Here is a 17,645-nt window from a genome sequence, read left to right as displayed (position 1 = left end):
TCAGGCCCGCTGCTCGATGGCCGCGAGGTGCTCGTTGACGAAAGCGATCAGGGTCCGCGGCGTCCGCGCCTCGGCCAGGGCCTCTTCGTCCAGGGTGATGTCGTACTCGCGCTCGATGCGGCTGCCGGTCTCCAGCATCGCCAGGGACTCGTAGCCCAGCGCTTCGAAATCCGTGTCCAGGATGTCGCCGTCCAGGTCGACGCCCTCGTCCGTGCCCGCGCCGGTGCGCAGGATCAGCTTCAGGTCGTCCAGGGTGAAAACGGCAGCGGGCATGACTGTCCTCCGTGCGACGGTTGAAGTGGGGGAAGGGATGGATCGGGGTGATGCCTCGCGCCTGAAGGGCGGTCACGTGCGTGGTACGCGCACCACGACGGCCGAGTTGAAGCCGCCGTGACCGCGGGCGAGTACCAGCGCGGTCCCCACGGTCGCGGCGCGCGGCGTGTCGACCACCAGGTCGAGGTCGTAGGCGCCGGAGAGCGAGCTGTGCACGGTCGGCGGGATCACGCCGTCCCGGATGCTGAGGCACGCCGTGGCCACATCCAGCGGCGCGGCGCCGGAATAGAGCCGCCCGGTCATGGTCTTGGGCGCGGTGACGGGCACCCCACGCGGGCCGAACACCTTGGTGATCGCCTCCGCCTCGGCACGGTCCAGCCCGGGTACCGCGGCCGCGTCCGCGAAGACGACGTCGACCTCGTCGGGTACGGCGTCGGCGTCCGCCAGGGCCTGCTCGACGGCGCGCTGAAGTGCGGAGCCCCGCCCGCTGCCCGGCCGGGGGTCGAACGTGGCCGAGTGGCCGGCGAGTTCCGCGTACACCTGGCAGGCGCCCCGCTCCCGCGCGTGCCCGGCCTCCTCCAGGACGAGCAGCGCTCCGCCCTCCCCCGGCACGTGTCCGGCCGCCTCGTCGTCGAACGGCAGATAGGCCCGGGTCGGGTCGGTCCCCCGGCTGATCCGGCCGCTCGCCCACTGAGCGACCCAGCCCCAGGGGCAGATGGAGGCGTCGACGGCGCCGGAGACGACGACGGGGGTGCCCCTGCGGATCTGGCGGCGCGCCTGTGCCAGGGCGTCCAGGCCGCCCGCCTGGTCACTGACGACGACCCCGCTGGGGCCGCGCATTCCGTTCCGGATGGAGACCTGGCCGCTGTTGACGGCGTAGAACCAGGCGAAGGACTGGTACGCACTCACATAGCGGCCGCCCTTGCTCCACAGCGCCCTCAGCTCGTTCTGGCCGAACTCGAATCCGCCGGAGTGACTGGCCGTGATCACGCCCATGTCGTACTCGGGCAGTTCCGCCGGCACGATCCCGGCGTCCTGGAGCGCCCAGTCGGCGCCGACCAGGGCCAGTTGGGTCATGCGGTCGGTCTGCGGCAGCAGTCTGCTGGGCAGGTGGTCCTCGGCGGCGAATCCGTCGATCTCGCCCGCCAGCCGGGCCGGATAGCCCGAGGCGTCGAACCGGGTGACCGGGCCGATGCCCCCGCGCCCGGCGAGGGCGGCGGACCAGTACGGCTCCAGGCCCAGGCCGTTGGGTGCTGCCACGCCGAGTCCCGTCACGACTGTGGTGGCATCGTTCATCGTTCGCTCCTGTCGGGCCGGGCGAGCACCACGGCGCTCTGGAACCCGCCGAATCCGCTGCCGACGGACAGCACGGTGTCGATGCGCTGCTCGCGGGCCGTCAGAGGGGTGTAGTCCAGATCGCACTCCGGGTCGGGGGTGTGCAGGTTGGCGGTGGGCGGGACGACGTGGTGCTCCATCGCCAGTGCGGAGGCGGCGAGTTCGATGGAGCCCACCGCGCCGAGGGAATGGCCCACCATCGACTTGATGGAGCTGACGGGGATTTGGTAGGCGGCGTCGCCGAGACTGCGCTTGAAGGCCGCTGTCTCATGCCGGTCGTTCTGCTTCGTGCCCGAACCGTGGGCGTTGATGTAGTCGATCTCGTCGGCGTTGACGCGGGCCTGCGCCATGGCGACCCGGATCGCCTCCGCCATCTCCTTGCCGTCGGGGCGCAGTCCGGTCATGTGGAAGGCGTTGGAGCGGGTCGCGTAGCCCGCCACCTCCGCGTAGATGTGCGCACCACGCCGCCGCGCGCTCTCGGCCGTCTCCAGGACGAAGACGGCGGACCCCTCTCCCAGGACGAAGCCGTTGCGACTGGCGTCGAAGGGCCGCGAGGCGTGCTCGGGGTCGTCGTTCCGCGGTGTGGTCGCCTTGATCGCGTCGAAACACGCCACGGTGATCGGGGAGATCGGCGCGTCCGTCGCGCCCGCGATCATGACGTCCGCCGCCCCCTCCCTAAGCACCTCGGTGGCGTACCCGATGGAGTCGAGCCCCGACGTGCAGCCGGTGGAGACGACCGAGGCGGGACCTTCGGCGCCCACCGCCCAGGCCACCTCCGCCGCGAACGAGCTGGGGGTCATGTAGTCGTACAGGTGCGGCACGGCGTAGGTGTGGTCGACGAGCTCCAGCCGCCCGCCGTCGCTCACCGTGCAGTACTCCTCGTCCAGGCCCATCGTGGCGCCCACCGCGCTGCCGATGGTCACGCCCGTGCGGGTCGGGTCCAGCTGTTCGAAGGGCAGTCCGCTGTCGGCGACCGCTTCGCGCGCGGTGACCACCGCGAGCTGGGCCGCGCGGTCCATGCGCCGGATCTCCTGCGGTGTCAGCCCGGCCGCCTCGGCGTCGAAGTCCACTTCGGCGGCGACCTGCGACCGGAACGGTGCGGGGTCGAAGAGAGAGATCCGGCGGGTGGCGGTACGCCCGTCGGCGAGCAGCTGCCAGAACTCCTTGATTCCCGCTCCGCCGGGGGCGGTGACCCCTATGCCGGTGATGACGACTCGCCGGCCGGTGCCCCCGCTCACTCCGCGCTCCAGTGGTAGAACCGCTGCGCCATCGCGTCGGCGGGCGAACGCCAGGTGGTGGGGTCGTACGCCTGGATGAACGGCTTCAGATCCTGGCTGATCCGTACGAACCGGGGGTCAGTTTTGGCCTCCTCGATCCGCTCTGCGCCGTTCTCCTGCTCGAAGTCCTGCAGGTGGAAGTAGAGCCCCTGGTAGGAGAAGAGCTCGCGCCTCCGGGTGCCCATGCGGTGGGGCATCTCGGTGGCGTCGAACCCGGTGAAGAGGCGGGCGACCTCCTCGGCAGAGCTGAGTTCCATCCGGGCGACGATCAGAGTGCTGTGCATCGTGAACCTCTTTCCTCAAGTCAGGCGGTCCGGCGTGCCGACACCGGCTGCCGGGTGGCCGGGCCGAACCAGCGCTCCAACGCCATGGGAAGGTCGTGGTGGCTGCCGGGCGCCATCCAGGCCACGTAGCCGTCGGGGCGCAGCAGGACGGAACCGATCCCCTCCGGAACGCCGGCGGGCGCCGGCCCCAGCGGGGCTGCGGTGACCACGTCGATCCGGTCCGTCCAGGCGGCGGCACGGCGCCGCAGCTGCGGTGTGTCCTCCAGGTCGAGCAACACCCCGCGACCGGGGCGCAGTAGCTCGGTGCTGGACGTCCGCGTCGTGCCCCGGAGCAGTGCGAGCCGCGGCATCCGCCTGCCCAGCAGGGGGTTGCCGCTGCCCACGTCATAGCGGATGTCCAGGCCGCCGGCCTTGCCCGCGAAGTATCGGGCGACATCCTCGTACTGGTTCAACTCCGTCAGGATGTCGCGCAGCGGCTGCACTTCCTCGCTGCCGAGCAGCAGGAGGCTCTGGGCGCGCGTGTTGACGAGCAACTGGCGTCCGACCTCGTGCCGTTCGTTGTGGTACGTGTCCAGCAGCGCGGGGTTCGCGGTGCCGTGCAGCACGGCTGCGAGCTTCCACCCCAGGTTCACCGAGTCCTGAACGCTGGTGTTCATGCCCTGGCCACCCGCCGGGAGGTGGATGTGGGCCGAATCCCCGGCGAGCAGCACCCGGCCGCGGCGGTATTCGGTGACCTGGCGCGTGGCGTCGCTGAACGCGCTGATCCACACCGGCTCGGCATGCGAGATGTCGATACCGGTGAGCCGCTTCCACGCGTCGGCCACCTCGCCGAACGGCGGCGGGGCGGTGCGGCGCCGGGGCGGGGCGCCGCGCTCGGCGACGATGACGCGGTGGATTCCGCCCTCCAGCTCGGCGACCATCACCATGCCGTCATTGACCCGGTCGGCGACCATGCGCGGTTCGAGATCGACGCCCCGGATGTCGGCGAGGAACAGCTCCGTGGTGGCCGGTGTGCCGGGGAAGTCGAAGCCTGCGGCTTTCCGTACCGTGCTCCGGCCACCGTCGCAGCCCACCACATAGCGTGCGGTGAGGCGCTCCTCCCCCCGCGGTCCGCGCACCCGCACCTCGACCCGGTCCCCGTCGTCCGTCAACCCGAGGAATTCGTGCTCCCGCCGGATGTCGGCTCCCAGTTCGCGGGCCCAGTCCTCCAGCACTGCCTCGGTCACGGACTGCGGTACGACCTTGGCGGCCTTGTCCTCGCCGCCCAGGATTCCGAAGTCCAGGGGAATCCCGCCGAAATGCCCGACACCACTCATCTCGATGTCGCCGAACCGTGGCAACAGCCCGCGCTGGTCGAAGACTTCGACCGTGCGTGGTGTGAGCCCGATACCCCGCGACTGTCCGGAGCGTCCCGCGAGCCGCTCCAGGATCACTACGTCCATCCCGGCCAGCCGCAGCTCTCCGGCGAGCACAAGACCCGCGGGGCCTGCTCCCACGACGATGACGGATGCATCCATCTGCCTCTCCTCAACCGGCGACACGACGAATGCTCAGCTGTCCTTGTGGCCAATGATCAGTACATCGTCCGGAGTGTTCTCGGGCCCCACCGTCTCGGGCCGGAATCCGGCCTCCTTGAGCCAGGAGTGGCATTCACCGACCGCGTATTCACCGCCCCCCGCGGACCACACGAGCATGCTCAGCGCCGCCAGCGTCGCGTACAGCGGCGGCCTGCTGTTGCTCACCATCGGGTCGTAGATGATGACGGCACCGCCGGGCCGAATCGCGGAATATGCGTTGCGCAGCAGTGTGCGCCGGTTATCGGCGCTCCAGTTGTGGAGCACATGACCGAAGATGAGAACGTCGGCCTTCGGGAGCGGATCCTTGAAGAAATCTCCGCCGTGAAAGGCGATGCGTTCCTTCGCCGTCCCGCCGAGAGAATTCATGTAGGCGGCGAAGGCTCCCTCCAGCGGCGGCAGATCGAATACCCCGCCCTCAAGATGAGGATGTTCCCGCACGAGGTGCTGTGCGACATTGCCGCGAGCCCCGCCCACGTCCACGAAGGAGCCGTATCGGCTCCAGTCCAGCGAGCTCACCCGCCGGAGCAGCGGAGTGTTGAGCATGTCCATGCTCTCCAGGAAGGAATCGGTCGCCTCCCGGTCCGCGTACAGCGTGTCGTACGGATTGCCGGAGCGCGCCGCCGGATTCTGCGGGGATCCCGTCCGCAGGGCCGTACCGAGACCGTCCCAGGCCGGGTTCAGCTCACGCTCGCAGAACTGGAGGTAGCCCCCGATGTGAGCAGGGCGCCCACGCACCAGAAACTGCTCCGCGGCAGGCGAATTGCGGAACATGCCGTCCTCGGCCGCTTCGAGAAAACCCATACCGGAAAGGGCCAACAGGAAGTCGCTCGCCCCCGGCATACGGATCCCGAGCCGTTCGCTCACCTGCTCCGCACTGGCCGGTTCTTCGGAGAGCAAGGTGAAGAGATCGAACGACGCGGCGGTCAGCAGAATCCTCGCCTGCCAGTAGCCAGTCAGAACCCCCATGATCTGGCCGGGAGACAGCTCGTCCTTCGCCGAAATGTTCTGGTCACTCATTCGGGGCTCCTCCGATAGCTGACGGGCCACCAGCCGCCGTCCTCGTCTCGACGTACGTGCCGGCTCTCCAGATCCTCACAGCGACCGCCCTTGGAGCGACCAAAAGTCACTCAAAACGAATAGGGCACCGCGCATGCGGAAACTTCCCGTGCCCAGTGGCAGGTATCGCTTGCGAATCGGTCCAACCACGACGACCCGGCTTGCGGAAGCACTGCTGCCGGGTGCCGTCTCGCTGCCGACGGCGGGCCGGATCGGCCGACGGATAATCTGGGGCCGTCGACAGAGATCACAGAGGGGCGGAACACATGGCAGACATCGTGGAGACGGCGGCGCGGAAGGTCTTCCAGCGCTACGACATCGACGGGGACGGCCAGGTCACCGCGGAGGAGTACCGGAAGGTCGTTGCGGAGTTGGAGGGCTCGGAGATCACCGAGTCGCAGGCTCAGGAGCTGATCGACTCCCTCGACACCGACGGCGACCGCAAGATGTCCTTCGAGGAGTTCTGGGCAACCATGAACGGCTGACACCGCCGGGTCCGGCACGTGAAGGTGCCGGACCCGGTCGGCCCGGACCTCGGAAATACGGGAGCCGGCACCCGGCCGCTCAGCCCGCCAGGCCACCGTTCACGGACGCGGTGCTCGCGGAGCTGCGCTCCGGTCGCTGAGGGAGATCATCCGTCCGCCGCCTTCGCGGCCAGGCACTCGAACCAGACCGTCTTGCCGCGCCCGTCCCGGCGCAGCTCGACACCCCAGCGGTCGGTGAGCGCGGCGACCAGCAGCAACCCCCGCCCACCCTCGTCGAGTTCGTCCCCGACGACCATTTTCGGCACGTCCGGACAGCCGTCCGCGACCTCGACCCGCACACCCCCGGCCGGGAGCAGGAAGATGAGCGTCTGACAGCGACGGCCGGGCACGTGCCGCACGACGTTCGCGATCAGCTCGGTCAGCGCCAGCTCCGCCGCGTCGGCCACATCGAGGAGTTCCCAGCCGGTGAGGTAGAGGTGCAGGATGCGGCGCAGATGCCGCGCGGAGTGCTCGCCCACCGCGAAGTCGGCGTGATAGGTCGGCTCGACGCTGTCCGGCGGCGGAGCAGTCACGTGATCCATGTCACCAGAGTGCAGCGGTTTGATTACGCTCGGCTACGTACGGAAACGAACGCCGTGAGGCGTTGAACGCCGGAGGTGCCCCGCCGTGGCCAACATCCATACGCTCGACCCCAACGCTTCCCCACTGGACTATTACGGCTGGGAGTTACGCCGCCAGCGGGAGGCCGCCGGCCTCAAGCAGACCCAACTCGGCGACATCATCTTCTGCACCGGCTCCTTGATCGGCCAGATCGAGACCACGAAGAAGGTGCCCACCCGCGACTTCTCCGAGCGCGTGGACGCGGCGCTCAACACGGGCGGGGTGTTCTCGCGACTGATCGGTCTGGTCCTGCACAGCCAGCTGCCCGCCTGGTTCCAGCCGTACGCGGAGATGGAGGCCAAGGCCGCGTACATTTCCACGTTCCAGTCGCAGGTGGTGTACGGGCTGTTGCAGACGCAGGAGTACGCACGGGCGGTGCTGGCCACCGGCATGCCGGACGACCTCGAAAACCAGGTGGCGGCCCGGATCGAGCGCCAGCGCATCCTGGAGCGGGAACGACCCCCGCTCGCCTGGGCCGTCATCGACGAGGCCGTGCTGCACCGGCCGATCGGTGGCAACGAGGTCATGCGGCGGCAACTGCTCCGACTGTTGGAGTTCGTCGACCACCGCTGGATGCGGATCCGGGTGCTGCCCTTCGCTGCTGGTGAACACGCAAGCCTGGATGGCGCGTTCACCACGATGCGCTTCAACAGTGACCCGGACATCGTCTACACGGAAGACATCGTTTCCGGTCATATGACCGCCAGCCCCGACACTGTCAGGGAAGCCGCGCTCCGTTACGCTCATTTGCGGGCCGCAGCCCTCTCCGTAGAGGAATCTGCGGCGCTGATCACCCGCGTGATGGAGGAGCGTTATGGAGACCGGCCACGACCTGAAGAACGCGCGGTGGCGTAAGTCCAGTTACAGCGGCAGCACCGGCGGCGAGTGCGTCGAGTGCACCGTCACCGGCGGCGCCGCATGGCGCAAGTCCAGCTACAGCGGTACCAGCGGCGGCGACTGCCTCGAAGTGGTCGACGGCCTCCCCTGCGCCGTGCCCGTCCGTGACAGCAAGGACCCGGACGGGCCGGTCCTGACCGTCGGGGCGGACGCCTGGCGGGCGTTCGTGGGCGCGCTCTGAGGTCGTCCGAAGCCTGAACGGCGAAGGGGCCCGGGGGCGACCGACCGACCGTCGCCCCCGGGCCCCTCGTCCTCGTCAGACGAGCGGTTCGATCATGTGGGTCCGGCGCTGGGACCGCGTGGCCGCGTTGCCCGACCAGGCCGTCCGGCCCGGGTCGAGACCCACGCCGTTGGCGAGGCCGAGACGGGCGATCACGGCGTTGTGCTCGATGCAGGCGGCTTCCATCGGATCGATGAACTCGTTCTGCAGCTCCGCCTGTGTGACGGCCGCCCCGGTGCTGACCTTCTGCTCGATGAAGTCGTAGACGTGCTCCAGCTGTTCGGAGCGGGGCGTGATGGCACCGTCCTCCGTGAAGTTGAGGTCCGGTCCGCTGCTGCCCGGGTCGTCGTTCCGGACCGCCGGTTCGGGGCCGAGCGCGAAGTTGGCCGGAACGTTCTTCAATGCCTTGGAGACGGCGTTGAGTTGGGAGCTGTTGCTCGTGAACGCGGTCGGGGCGACCGGCCCCAGAGCCGTCACGACATCGGTCAGCTGGGCCGAGGTGAGAAGCCCGGCGAATCGTTCGAGCAGCGACTTGGGCACGATGTGGTGCAGGGTGTGCACGAGTGCGTTGCCCGGGTTGGCCGCCTTCTCCGCGGCCAGGGCGTTCTTCGTCGGGTTGTTCTTCCAGTCACCGGCGCGCTGGACCGACGTCCCGGTGGTCGACGGCGCGTGCGATGCGGACTCCTCCCGGTCGCCGGGCACCCCGGTCCGTACCGGCGAGGACATGACCCGGCGGGCGTTCTGCTCCGCGGCCCGCTCATAGGTGTCCGCGGGGTCGGAGATCCGCAGGCCCGCGCCGTTGTCGGTGCCTGCGACCGTGCCCTGCCGCTGCTGGATGACATGGGTCAGTTCATGGGCGAGGGTGTGCTTGTCGCCTCCGCCCGCGCCGACGACGACATGGTGGCCGGAGGTGTAGGCGCGGGCGCCGACCTCGGCGGCGGAGGCGCGGGCGGCGCTGTCGTCGTGGATGCGTACGTCGGAGAAGTCGGCGCCGAGGCGCGCCTCCATCTCCGCCCGGAGCGCGGTGTCCATGGGCTTGCCGCCGGTACGCAGAACGCCGTGGACGGCGGAACGCTGTACGTCGTGCCGGTGTTCCTCCGAGTGCTGCTGCTCCTCGGGCTGCGCCCAGGGGTGTCCCGCCTGCCGGAGCAGCTGGACGACGGCGGCGTTGCCGAGGCTGTTCTGGAGGTTGAGCGGGAGGTGCTCGGGGAGTTCGCCCGTTTCCGGTCGTCTCACCGGCGTACGCGCGCGGGCGGAACCTTCGGTGCGTTCGGAGTCTCGTGCGCGCATCAGAAGCCTTCCGGAGGGGTGCACGGGGTGGTGGCCCCTCCATCACTACGCGGACCACGCAGGTGCGGGCCAGGTACACGGGGGCAGAATCGGTCGGCCCGCCGGACAGAGAGACATGGCCGACGCGACACCGCTACTCTCCTCGGCCATGGCCGACACAGTCCGCGCTACCGCCGCCGATGTCCCCGCGCTCGCCGCCGTGCTCGCCAGCGCCTACGCCGAGGATCCCGTCTGGACCTGGCTGATGCCGCGCGACCGGGACCGGCGGCTGCGGCTGCTGTTCACCGCGCATCTGGCCCGGCAGGTCCCGGCCGGCCGGGTGTGGACCGATCCGGAGCGCACTGTCGCGGCGGTGTGGGCGGAGCCCGGGGAGTGGAAGCTGCCGGTGACGTACCTGCTGCGCAACGCGGGGCCGCTCGTGCGCGCGGCAAGGGCTCAACTCCCGCGTACGGCAGGGAGGTTGTTCGCCATGGAGCACCGCCATCCGGCCGGTCCCGAGCACTGGTACGTCGAGTACATCGGCACCCGGGCGGACGCGCGCGGCACCGGGCGCGGGGCGCGGGTGCTGGGCGGGCTGCTGGAGCGGGCGGACGCGGACGGGCGGCCGGTCTTCCTGGAGTCCAGCAACCACCGCAATCTCACCTTCTACCAGCGGCACGGCTTCGCCCTGCACGAGGAGATGACGTTCCGGGCCGGGCCGCCGATGTGGTCGATGTGGCGCCGGGACGGCGGCCGGTAGGTCAGGCCGGCATCTCCCACATCAGCACCTCGGCCGATCCGGTCGCCACCAGCTCCAGCCCCGTCTCGCCGGTGATCCGCACCGAGTCGCCCGGCTCCAGCTCCTCGTCGCCGAGCCGCACCGACCCGGCCACCACATGGACGTACACCCGCGCCGCGTCCGGCACCGCCGCCCGCTCCCCCGTGGCCGGCCTGCGCACATGGAGCAGCGCACCGGCCGCCGGGAGGGCGTAGGGGGCGTCCTCGCTGAGGCCGGGGACGATCGTGTACGAGGGTTCGCCGCCCGCTTCGAGCGGTGCCAGCCACATCTGGACGAACGTCAGCGGGGCGTCCCCGTCGTTGCGTTCGACGTGGCGCACGCCGGAGGCGGCGCTGAGGTGCTGGAGGTCACCGGGCCGTACCACCGTGGCGTGACCGGTGGAGTCGCGGTGGGTCAGCTCGCCCTCGACGACCCAGGTGACGATCTCCGTATGGCTGTGGGGGTGTTCCTCGAAGCCGGCGCCGGGCTCCAGCCGCTCCGTGTTGCAGGCCAGGATCGGGCCGAAGCGCAGATTGTCCGGGTCGTAGAAGCTGCCGAAGGAGAAGGCGTGCCGGGACAGGATGCCGGCGTCCTGGTCGCCGCCCTGGAAGCGGTCTTCGGCGCGGTGTACGGAGATCACCGGCCCACGGTAGCCGGGCGGGAGCGCGGGGGGACCGCCCGGCCGCTACCGACCGGTACGACCCGCGGTCGCCCCGGCTCTCCGTGCCCGCGGTCCGATAAGGCAATCTTGTGTCCGTGCCCCGACCCGATCCTGAACAGCCCGACGCGCACGCCGCCCACCTGCATGCCGCGACCCTGAAACGCCTGGAACAGTCCTCCGGCCGGCTCGCCGCGAACGCGATCGCCCGCATGGACGAGTCGCTGCCGTGGTACCGGGCGATGCCACCGGAGAACCGGTCCTGGATCGGCCTGGTGGCCCAGGCCGGTATCGCGGCGTTCACCGAGTGGTTCCGGCACCCGGAGACCCCGCAGGCCATCTCCACCGATGTGTTCGGCACGGCTCCGCGCGAGCTGACCCGGGCGATCACCCTGCGGCAGACCGTCGAGATGGTGCGTACGACGATCGAGGTCATGGAGGCCGCGATCGAGGAGGTCGCCGCGCCCGGCGACGAGTCGGTGCTGCGCGAGGCACTGCTCGTCTACGCCCGGGAGATCGCCTTCGCGACCGCCCAGGTGTACGCGCAGGCCGCCGAGGCGCGCGGCGCCTGGGACGCCCGGCTGGAATCGCTCGTGGTGAACGCGGTGCTGTCCGGCGAGGCCGACGAGGGCGCCGTGTCACGCGCCGCCGCGCTCGGCTGGAACTCCCCCGAGCACGTCTGCGTGGTGCTCGGCACCGCACCGGACGGCGACAGCGAGCTGACCGTGGAGGCGATCAGGCGGGCCGCCCGGCACGCGAAGCTCCAGGTCCTGACCGGGGTGCTCGGCAACCGTCTGGTGGTCATCGCGGGCGGCAGCGACAACCCGCTCCAGGTCGCGAAGGCGCTGATCGGCCCGTACGCGGCAGGCCCCGTCGTCGCCGGCCCCGTGGTGCCCGACCTGCTGGCGGCCACAAGGTCCGCGCAGGCCGCGGCAGCCGGACTCAGGGCGTGCGGTGCGTGGCAGGACGCCCCCCGGCCGGTGCTCGCCGACGACCTGCTGCCGGAGCGCGCGATGGCGGGCGACCCCGCCGCGCGGGACCAGTTGGTGGAGGAGATCTACAGACCACTGGAAGAAGCGGGCTCCGCCCTGCTCGAAACCCTCAGTGTCTATCTGGAACAGGCGAGCAGCCTGGAGGGCGCGGCCAGAATGCTCTTCGTCCACCCGAACACCGTGCGCTACCGGCTCCGACGTGTGACAGACGTCACCGGATGGTCCCCGTCCGACGTTCGCTCGGCGTTCACGCTGCGGATCGCCCTGATCCTGGGGCGCTTGGCCGCGAGAGATCCACAGTCCTAGACTTTTGTCGGACATCAACAATTCCCCATACGGTTCTTCGTCCCTGTCCCCACGGGTGTTCCGAACCGTTCACAAGAGAGAGTGTGAGTGTGCTCGTACTCGTCGCTCCCGGCCAAGGCGCTCAGACGCCCGGCTTCCTGACTCCCTGGCTCGACCTCCCCGGCGCCGCCGACCGCGTCGCGGCCTGGTCCGAGGCCATCGGGCTCGACCTCGCCCACTACGGCACCAAGGCCGACGCGGACGAGATCCGTGACACCGCGGTGGCGCAGCCGCTGCTGGTGGCCGCCGGTCTGCTCTCCGCCGCCGCGCTCGATGCGTCGCCGAACGTCGTCGCAGGTCACAGCGTTGGTGAGATCACCGCAGCCGCCTTCGCCGGAGTCATCGGCGACGAGGCCGCGCTGCGTCTCGTACGGACCCGTGGGCTCGCCATGGCCGAGGCCGCGGCGGTCACCGAGACCGGCATGGCGGCGCTGCTGGGCGGCGACCCCGATGCGTCGGTCGCACACCTGGAGAAGCTCGGGCTGACCCCGGCGAACGTCAACGGCGCCGGTCAGATCGTCGCCGCGGGCACCGCCGCGCAGATCGCCGCGCTGATCGAGGACATGCCCGAGGGCGTGCGCCGCGTGGTGCCCCTCAAGGTCGCCGGTGCCTTCCACACGAGTCACATGGCCCCCGCCGTGGACCGGCTGCGCGAGGCCGCCGCGGAGCTGACGCCCGCCGACCCTGCCGTGACATATGTCTCGAACGCCGACGGGAAGGCCGTCGCCACCGGCGACGAGGTCATCTCCCGGCTGGTCGGCCAGGTGGCCAACCCGGTCCGCTGGGACCTGTGCATGGAGACCTTCAAGGAACTGGGCGTCACGGCTCTCGTCGAGGCCTGTCCCGGCGGCACCCTCACGGGTCTCGCCAAGCGCGCGCTGCCCGGTGTCAAGACGCTCGCGCTGAAGACCCCCGACGACCTCGACGCGGCCCGCGCGCTCATCTCCGAGCACGCAGGCGCCTAAGGAGCCCGAGAGAATGTCGAAGATCAAGCCCAGCCAGGGCGCCCCGTACGCACGGATCATGGGTGTCGGCGGCTACCGCCCGACCCGGGTCGTGCCCAACGAGGTGATCCTCGAAAGGATCGACTCGTCCGACGAGTGGATCCGCTCGCGCTCCGGCATCGCCACCCGCCACTGGGCGAACGACGAGGAGACCGTCGCCGCGATGTCGATCGAGGCGTCCGGCAAGGCCATCGCGGACGCCGGGATCCGTCCCGACCAGATCGGCGCCGTGGTCGTCTCCACCGTCTCGCACTTCGCGCAGACGCCCGCGATCGCCACCGAGATCGCCGACAGGCTCGGCACCGACAAGGCGGCCGCGTTCGACATCTCGGCGGGCTGCGCCGGCTTCGGCTACGGGCTGACCCTCGCCAAGGGCATGATCGTCGAGGGTTCGGCGGAGTACGTCCTGGTCATCGGTGTGGAGCGGCTGTCCGACCTGACCGACCTGGAGGACCGGGCGACGGCCTTCCTGTTCGGTGACGGCGCCGGCGCGGTCATCGTCGGACCCTCCGCGGTCCCGGCCATCGGCCCGACCGTGTGGGGCTCCGAGGGCGACAAGGCTGGCACGATCAAGCAGACCGTTCCGTGGGACAAGTTCCACACCGGCGACGTGTCCCAACTTCCGCTCGACTCCCGGGGCAACGTCAAGTTCCCGGCCATCACGCAGGAGGGCCAGGCGGTGTTCCGCTGGGCCGTCTTCGAGATGGCGAAGGTCGCCCAGCAGGCGCTGGACGCGGCCGGGATCGCCCCGGAAGACCTGGACGTCTTCATTCCGCACCAGGCCAACATGCGGATCATCGACTCGATGGTGAAGACCCTGAAGCTGCCGGAGAACGTCACCGTCGCGCGCGACGTGGAGACCACCGGCAACACCTCCGCCGCCTCGATTCCGCTCGCAATGGAGCGGCTCCTGGCGACCGGTCAGGCGAAGAGCGGCGACACCGCGCTCGTCATCGGCTTCGGGGCGGGTCTCGTCTACGCCGCGACGGTCGTTACCCTCCCCTAGGCACACCGGGCCGTTTCGGCCCGTACGCCCCAACCTGCAGATAAACATCGAAGGAGCGCCAACATGGCCGCCACTCAGGAAGAGATCGTCCAGGGTCTCGCCGAGATCGTCAACGAGATCGCCGGTATCCCGGTCGAGGACGTCCAGCTGGACAAGTCCTTCACCGACGACCTGGACGTCGACTCGCTGTCCATGGTCGAGGTCGTCGTCGCCGCCGAGGAGCGCTTCGACGTCAAGATCCCCGACGAGGACGTCAAGAACCTCAAGACCGTCGGCGACGCTGCCGAGTACATCCTCAAGCACCAGGGCTGATCAGCCCGGCACCTGTGTCGCCACCCGGCGGTGGCGCCGCTGATTCACGACCCCCTACACGTGGAGAAGATTTTCCAGTGAACTCGACCAATCGCACCGTGGTCGTCACCGGTATCGGCGCAACCACTCCGCTGGGTGGCGACTCGGCGTCGACCTGGGAAGGTCTGATGGCCGGTCGTTCCGGCGTCAAGCCTCTCGAGGGCGAACGTTTCGCCGAACTACCCGTCCGGATCGCCGCCCTCGCGGCTGTCGACCCGGGCGACGTCCTGCCCCGCCCGCTCGCCCGCAAGCTGGACCGTTCGGCGCAGTTCGCGCTGATCGCGGCCCGGGAAGCCTGGGCGGACGCCGGTTTCACCGGCAAGGCCGGCGAGGACGAGAACATCCAGCCCGACCGGCTGGGCTCGGTCATCGCCTCCGGCATCGGTGGCGTGATCACCCTGCTCGACCAGTACGACGTGCTCAAGGAGAAGGGCGTACGCCGCGTCTCCCCGCACACCGTGCCCATGCTCATGCCCAACGGCCCGGCGGCCAACGTCGGCCTCGAGGTCAACGCCCAGGCCGGTGTCCACACCCCCGTCTCCGCCTGCGCCTCGGGCGCCGAGGCGATCGGGTACGCCGTCGAGATGATCCGCACCGGCCGCGCCGATGTGGTCCTCGCCGGTGGCACCGAGGCGGCGATCCACCCGCTGCCGATCGCGGCGTTCGCCAACATGATGGCGATGTCCAAGAACAACGAGGAGCCCGAGAAGGCCTCCCGCCCGTACGACACCGGCCGTGACGGCTTCGTCCTCGGCGAGGGCGCCGGGGTGGTCGTCCTGGAGTCCGCGGAGCACGCCGCCGCGCGTGGCGCCAAGGTCTACTGCGAGGTGCTGGGCCAGGGGCTGTCCGCGGACGCCCACCACATCGCGCAGCCCGAGCCGACCGGGCGCGGTATCGCCGCCGCGATGCAGAACCTGCTGGACCAGACGGACCTCAAGCCGTCCGAGGTCGTGCACCTCAACGCGCACGCCACGTCGACGCCGCAGGGCGATGTCGCGGAGCTGAAGGCCCTGCGCAAGGTCCTGGGCGACGACCTCGACCATGTCGCGATCTCCGCGACGAAGTCGATGACCGGTCACCTCCTCGGTGGCGCGGGCGGCATCGAGACGGTCGCGACGGTCCTGGCGCTGCACCACCGGACGGCTCCGCCCACGATCAACGTGGACGACCTCGACGAGGCCGTGGAGGCCGACATCGTGCGCGACAAGCCCCGGCCGCTGCCGGAGGGCTCGATCGCCGCGATCAACAACTCGTTCGGGTTCGGCGGGCACAACGTGGTGCTGGCGTTCCGCAGCGTCTGACCCGCGGTCCGCAGTCCCGGTACGACGATGCCGCCTTCCCTGCGAGGGGAGGCGGCATCGTACGTTGCGCGGGGCGCTCCCCCGCTTCCCGAGCCGGGGCGGCGCCCCCGTGCGGTGCCGTCACACCACCTGGTGCAGCCACCGCACCGGCGCGCCCTCGCCCGCGTGGCGGAAGGACTCCAGTTCGTCGTCCCACGGCTTGCCGAGCAGTTGGGCGATCTCGGCCGCCAGCTCGGTCTCGCCCTGGCCGGACCGGGCCAGCGCCGCCCGCAGCCGGTCCTCGGGGACCAGGATGTCGCCGTGCATGCCGGTGACGGCGTGGAAGATGCCGAGGCCGGGCGTGGAGCTGTAGCGCTCGCCCTCCGACGTGGGGCTCGGCTCCGCGGTCACCTCGAAGCGCAGCAGGTCCCAGCCCCGCAGCGCGGAGGCGAGCTTGGACGCCGTGCCGGGGCGGGCCTGCCAGGAGAATTCGGACCGCCAGGTGCCGGGCGCGGCAGGCTGTCTGATCCAGTCCAGCTGGACCCGCACATTGAGGACACCGCCCACCGCCCATTCGACATGGGGGCAGAGCGCGCGCGGTGCGGAGTGAACGTACAGAACTCCACGTGTCGTCACCGGGACCTCCAGTGTGGGACGAAGTTCGTCTTCCCCAGCGGCCTCGCGCCCGTGCTGTCTCTTCTCCGCCGGATCCCGAGGTTGTCATCAGTAAACAGCATCGGGTGAAACTCCTGAAAAGGGACAGTATGTGACGTGATGTGATTTACGGAAAGCCACCCGAGTGGAGCCGGGCGGGGCAACGCGCCGCTGGTTCGACGAGGAAAAGCTACCGCGCGGCAGGGGCCCAGGTGTGACGTACGGTCGGTCCTGGGCCCATCATTCGCTCAGCTTTCACTCGCCGGAGCGGCCGGGCCTTCCGACCGGTGCCGCCAAGGGTTGCCGGGGGGCACAACCGAGGGGACCAAGGGATGCAGGATCGTTCCGCACGTCGCCGTTCGCGTACCGCGGCCGCCGTCCTCGCCGCGGTCTCACTGCTCGGCACCGCCGTGCTGACGGGGTGCGACTCCGGCCCCGAGGGGACGACGAAGGGAGCGGCCGCACAGCCCTCGCCGAGGCCCGGCCCGGTCTGGGACCGGGAGCCCGGTTCGGTGGCCGCCGTCGGCGACTCCATCACCCGCGGCTTCGACGCCTGTTCGGTGCTGGCGGACTGCCCCGAGGTGTCCTGGGCGACCGGCACCGACAGCCAGGTGCGCAGCCTCGCCGTGCGGCTGCTCGGTGAGTCGGCGGCCGCCTCGCGCAGCTGGAACCACGCCCGGACGGGGGCCAGGATCGCGCAGTTGCCGGAGCAGATGGCGCTGGCCGCGAAGGAGAAACCCGATCTGGTGACGGTCATGATCGGCGCCAACGACGCCTGCCGGGACTCGGTGCGGTACATGACGCCGGTGGCTGATTTCCGCGCTTCGTTCGAGGCGTCGATGCGTCAGCTGCGGGGCGGGGCGCCCAAGGCGCAGGTGTACGTGTCGAGCGTGCCGGACCTCATGCGGCTCTGGTCGACAGGGCGCGGCAACCCGCTGGGCAAGCAGATCTGGAAGCTGGGGATCTGCCGGTCGATGCTGGGCGACGCGGACGACATGGGCGCGCGGGCGGCGGCCCGGCGCGCATCGGTGCAGGAGCGGGTCGTGGCGTACAACGAGGTGCTCCGAGAGGTCTGCGCGAAGGACCGGCGCTGCCGTTACGACGGCGGGGCGGTGTTCGACTACCCGTTCACCGGCAGGCAGCTCAGCCAGTGGGACTGGTTCCATCCGGGGCGCGACGGGCAGGCGAGGCTGGCGGAGATCGCGTACCGCAATGTCACCGCCGTCCGGCCTCCGGCGTAGGGT

The 17,645-nt window shown here is 70.3% G+C and carries 20 protein-coding genes; 10 read left to right on the top strand and 10 right to left on the bottom strand.

Going from position 1 to position 17,645, the window contains the following annotated elements:
- The 6 genes from IE107_RS05830 to IE107_RS05805 all read right to left on the bottom strand — a co-directional run bounded on the left by IE107_RS05830 (position 1) and on the right by IE107_RS05805 (position 5,763).
- Positions 1 to 273 (bottom strand): acyl carrier protein, encoded by a 273-nt coding sequence (locus IE107_RS05830; RefSeq protein WP_189541720.1) that lies wholly within the window; start codon positions 271 to 273, stop codon positions 1 to 3.
- Positions 274 to 345: 72 nt separating this feature from the next.
- A complete protein-coding gene (locus IE107_RS05825) occupies positions 346 to 1,569 on the bottom strand; it encodes a ketosynthase chain-length factor (RefSeq protein WP_189541719.1) in 1,224 nt (407 codons plus the stop codon).
- The gene (locus IE107_RS05820; protein ID WP_189541718.1) at positions 1,566 to 2,846 is read right to left on the bottom strand and encodes a beta-ketoacyl-[acyl-carrier-protein] synthase family protein; all 1,281 of its coding nucleotides are present in this window, start codon (positions 2,844 to 2,846) and stop codon (positions 1,566 to 1,568) included. The genes IE107_RS05825 and IE107_RS05820 overlap by 4 nt, the downstream gene beginning before the upstream one ends.
- Positions 2,843 to 3,169, bottom strand: a complete 327-nt coding sequence (locus tag IE107_RS05815; protein WP_189541716.1) for a TcmI family type II polyketide cyclase — start codon at positions 3,167 to 3,169, stop codon at positions 2,843 to 2,845. Before IE107_RS05815 ends, IE107_RS05820 begins: the two co-directional genes overlap by 4 nt.
- A 20-nt stretch (positions 3,170 to 3,189) precedes the next feature.
- A complete protein-coding gene (locus IE107_RS05810) occupies positions 3,190 to 4,686 on the bottom strand; it encodes an FAD-dependent monooxygenase (protein WP_189541714.1) in 1,497 nt (498 codons plus the stop codon).
- 33 nt (positions 4,687 to 4,719) lie between these two features.
- Positions 4,720 to 5,763: a methyltransferase gene (locus IE107_RS05805; protein ID WP_189541713.1), complete on the bottom strand. Its 1,044-nt coding sequence runs from the start codon at positions 5,761 to 5,763 to the stop codon at positions 4,720 to 4,722.
- A gap of 305 nt (positions 5,764 to 6,068) precedes the next feature.
- Between IE107_RS05805 and IE107_RS05800 the strand changes: the two genes are divergently transcribed.
- Positions 6,069 to 6,287: an EF-hand domain-containing protein gene (locus IE107_RS05800; RefSeq protein WP_189541711.1), complete on the top strand. Its 219-nt coding sequence runs from the start codon at positions 6,069 to 6,071 to the stop codon at positions 6,285 to 6,287.
- A 146-nt stretch (positions 6,288 to 6,433) separates the two neighbouring features.
- Here IE107_RS05800 and IE107_RS05795 read toward each other — a convergent pair whose 3' ends face one another.
- A complete protein-coding gene (locus IE107_RS05795) occupies positions 6,434 to 6,868 on the bottom strand; it encodes an ATP-binding protein (protein ID WP_189541710.1) in 435 nt (144 codons plus the stop codon).
- 85 nt (positions 6,869 to 6,953) lie between these two features.
- On the opposite strand from IE107_RS05795, the gene IE107_RS05790 reads away from it, so the two are divergent.
- On the top strand, positions 6,954 to 7,802 hold the full coding sequence (locus IE107_RS05790; RefSeq protein WP_189541708.1) for a helix-turn-helix domain-containing protein: 849 nt from the start codon (positions 6,954 to 6,956) through the stop codon (positions 7,800 to 7,802).
- Entirely contained in the window at positions 7,762 to 8,025 is a 264-nt protein-coding gene (locus tag IE107_RS05785) for a DUF397 domain-containing protein (protein WP_189541706.1), read from the top strand. Before IE107_RS05790 ends, IE107_RS05785 begins: the two co-directional genes overlap by 41 nt.
- 75 nt (positions 8,026 to 8,100) lie before the next feature.
- On the opposite strand, the gene IE107_RS36060 is transcribed toward IE107_RS05785, so the two are convergent.
- Entirely contained in the window at positions 8,101 to 9,300 is a 1,200-nt protein-coding gene (locus tag IE107_RS36060; RefSeq protein ID WP_373302398.1) for an eCIS core domain-containing protein, read from the bottom strand.
- A 202-nt stretch (positions 9,301 to 9,502) separates the two neighbouring features.
- Between IE107_RS36060 and IE107_RS05775 the strand changes: the two genes are divergently transcribed.
- The gene (locus IE107_RS05775; protein ID WP_189541702.1) at positions 9,503 to 10,093 is read left to right on the top strand and encodes a GNAT family N-acetyltransferase; all 591 of its coding nucleotides are present in this window, start codon (positions 9,503 to 9,505) and stop codon (positions 10,091 to 10,093) included.
- 1 nt (position 10,094) lies between these two features.
- Here the strand turns inward: IE107_RS05775 and IE107_RS05770 are convergent, their stop codons facing one another.
- Complete coding sequence (locus tag IE107_RS05770) at positions 10,095 to 10,751, bottom strand: pirin family protein (RefSeq protein WP_189541699.1); 657 nt, start codon at positions 10,749 to 10,751, stop codon at positions 10,095 to 10,097.
- A gap of 116 nt (positions 10,752 to 10,867) precedes the next feature.
- On the opposite strand from IE107_RS05770, the gene IE107_RS05765 reads away from it, so the two are divergent.
- The 5 genes from IE107_RS05765 to fabF all read left to right on the top strand — a co-directional run bounded on the left by IE107_RS05765 (position 10,868) and on the right by fabF (position 15,768).
- A complete protein-coding gene (locus IE107_RS05765) occupies positions 10,868 to 12,067 on the top strand; it encodes a PucR family transcriptional regulator (protein WP_189541697.1) in 1,200 nt (399 codons plus the stop codon).
- A gap of 89 nt (positions 12,068 to 12,156) precedes the next feature.
- The gene (locus IE107_RS05760; RefSeq protein WP_189542115.1) at positions 12,157 to 13,071 is read left to right on the top strand and encodes an ACP S-malonyltransferase; all 915 of its coding nucleotides are present in this window, start codon (positions 12,157 to 12,159) and stop codon (positions 13,069 to 13,071) included.
- Positions 13,072 to 13,084: 13 nt separating this feature from the next.
- Complete coding sequence (locus IE107_RS05755; RefSeq protein WP_189541694.1) at positions 13,085 to 14,116, top strand: ketoacyl-ACP synthase III; 1,032 nt, start codon at positions 13,085 to 13,087, stop codon at positions 14,114 to 14,116.
- Between the two features lie 63 nt (positions 14,117 to 14,179).
- Entirely contained in the window at positions 14,180 to 14,428 is a 249-nt protein-coding gene (locus IE107_RS05750; protein WP_189541692.1) for an acyl carrier protein, read from the top strand.
- Positions 14,429 to 14,505: 77 nt separating this feature from the next.
- Positions 14,506 to 15,768: a beta-ketoacyl-ACP synthase II gene (fabF, locus tag IE107_RS05745; RefSeq protein WP_189541689.1), complete on the top strand. Its 1,263-nt coding sequence runs from the start codon at positions 14,506 to 14,508 to the stop codon at positions 15,766 to 15,768.
- Between the two features lie 120 nt (positions 15,769 to 15,888).
- Here fabF and IE107_RS05740 read toward each other — a convergent pair whose 3' ends face one another.
- Positions 15,889 to 16,383: a DUF3145 domain-containing protein gene (locus tag IE107_RS05740; RefSeq protein WP_189541687.1), complete on the bottom strand. Its 495-nt coding sequence runs from the start codon at positions 16,381 to 16,383 to the stop codon at positions 15,889 to 15,891.
- Between the two features lie 350 nt (positions 16,384 to 16,733).
- Between IE107_RS05740 and IE107_RS05735 the strand changes: the two genes are divergently transcribed.
- Positions 16,734 to 17,642, top strand: a complete 909-nt coding sequence (locus tag IE107_RS05735) for an SGNH/GDSL hydrolase family protein (protein WP_189541685.1) — start codon at positions 16,734 to 16,736, stop codon at positions 17,640 to 17,642.
- Positions 17,643 to 17,645 lie beyond the last annotated feature (3 nt).

Origin of the sequence: Streptomyces gelaticus (assembly GCF_014649535.1) — a bacterium.
GTDB classification, from domain to species: Bacteria; Actinomycetota; Actinomycetes; order Streptomycetales; family Streptomycetaceae; genus Streptomyces; species Streptomyces gelaticus.
Note: the sequence above shows the minus strand (reverse complement) of the source record. Positions and strands in the feature narration are given on the sequence as shown.

Coding starts and splice junctions, on each gene's coding strand:
- IE107_RS05805 (WP_189541713.1), bottom strand. CDS start 5,763: ATGAGTGACCAGAACATTTCGGCGAAGGACGAGCTGTCTCCCGGCCAG.
- IE107_RS05810 (WP_189541714.1), bottom strand. CDS start 4,686: ATGGATGCATCCGTCATCGTCGTGGGAGCAGGCCCCGCGGGTCTTGTG.
- IE107_RS05785 (WP_189541706.1), top strand. CDS start 7,762: ATGGAGACCGGCCACGACCTGAAGAACGCGCGGTGGCGTAAGTCCAGT.
- IE107_RS05830 (WP_189541720.1), bottom strand. CDS start 273: ATGCCCGCTGCCGTTTTCACCCTGGACGACCTGAAGCTGATCCTGCGC.
- IE107_RS05755 (WP_189541694.1), top strand. CDS start 13,085: ATGTCGAAGATCAAGCCCAGCCAGGGCGCCCCGTACGCACGGATCATG.
- IE107_RS05825 (WP_189541719.1), bottom strand. CDS start 1,569: ATGAACGATGCCACCACAGTCGTGACGGGACTCGGCGTGGCAGCACCC.
- IE107_RS05775 (WP_189541702.1), top strand. CDS start 9,503: ATGGCCGACACAGTCCGCGCTACCGCCGCCGATGTCCCCGCGCTCGCC.
- IE107_RS05750 (WP_189541692.1), top strand. CDS start 14,180: ATGGCCGCCACTCAGGAAGAGATCGTCCAGGGTCTCGCCGAGATCGTC.
- IE107_RS05800 (WP_189541711.1), top strand. CDS start 6,069: ATGGCAGACATCGTGGAGACGGCGGCGCGGAAGGTCTTCCAGCGCTAC.
- IE107_RS05735 (WP_189541685.1), top strand. CDS start 16,734: ATGCAGGATCGTTCCGCACGTCGCCGTTCGCGTACCGCGGCCGCCGTC.
- IE107_RS05795 (WP_189541710.1), bottom strand. CDS start 6,868: ATGGATCACGTGACTGCTCCGCCGCCGGACAGCGTCGAGCCGACCTAT.
- IE107_RS05815 (WP_189541716.1), bottom strand. CDS start 3,169: ATGCACAGCACTCTGATCGTCGCCCGGATGGAACTCAGCTCTGCCGAG.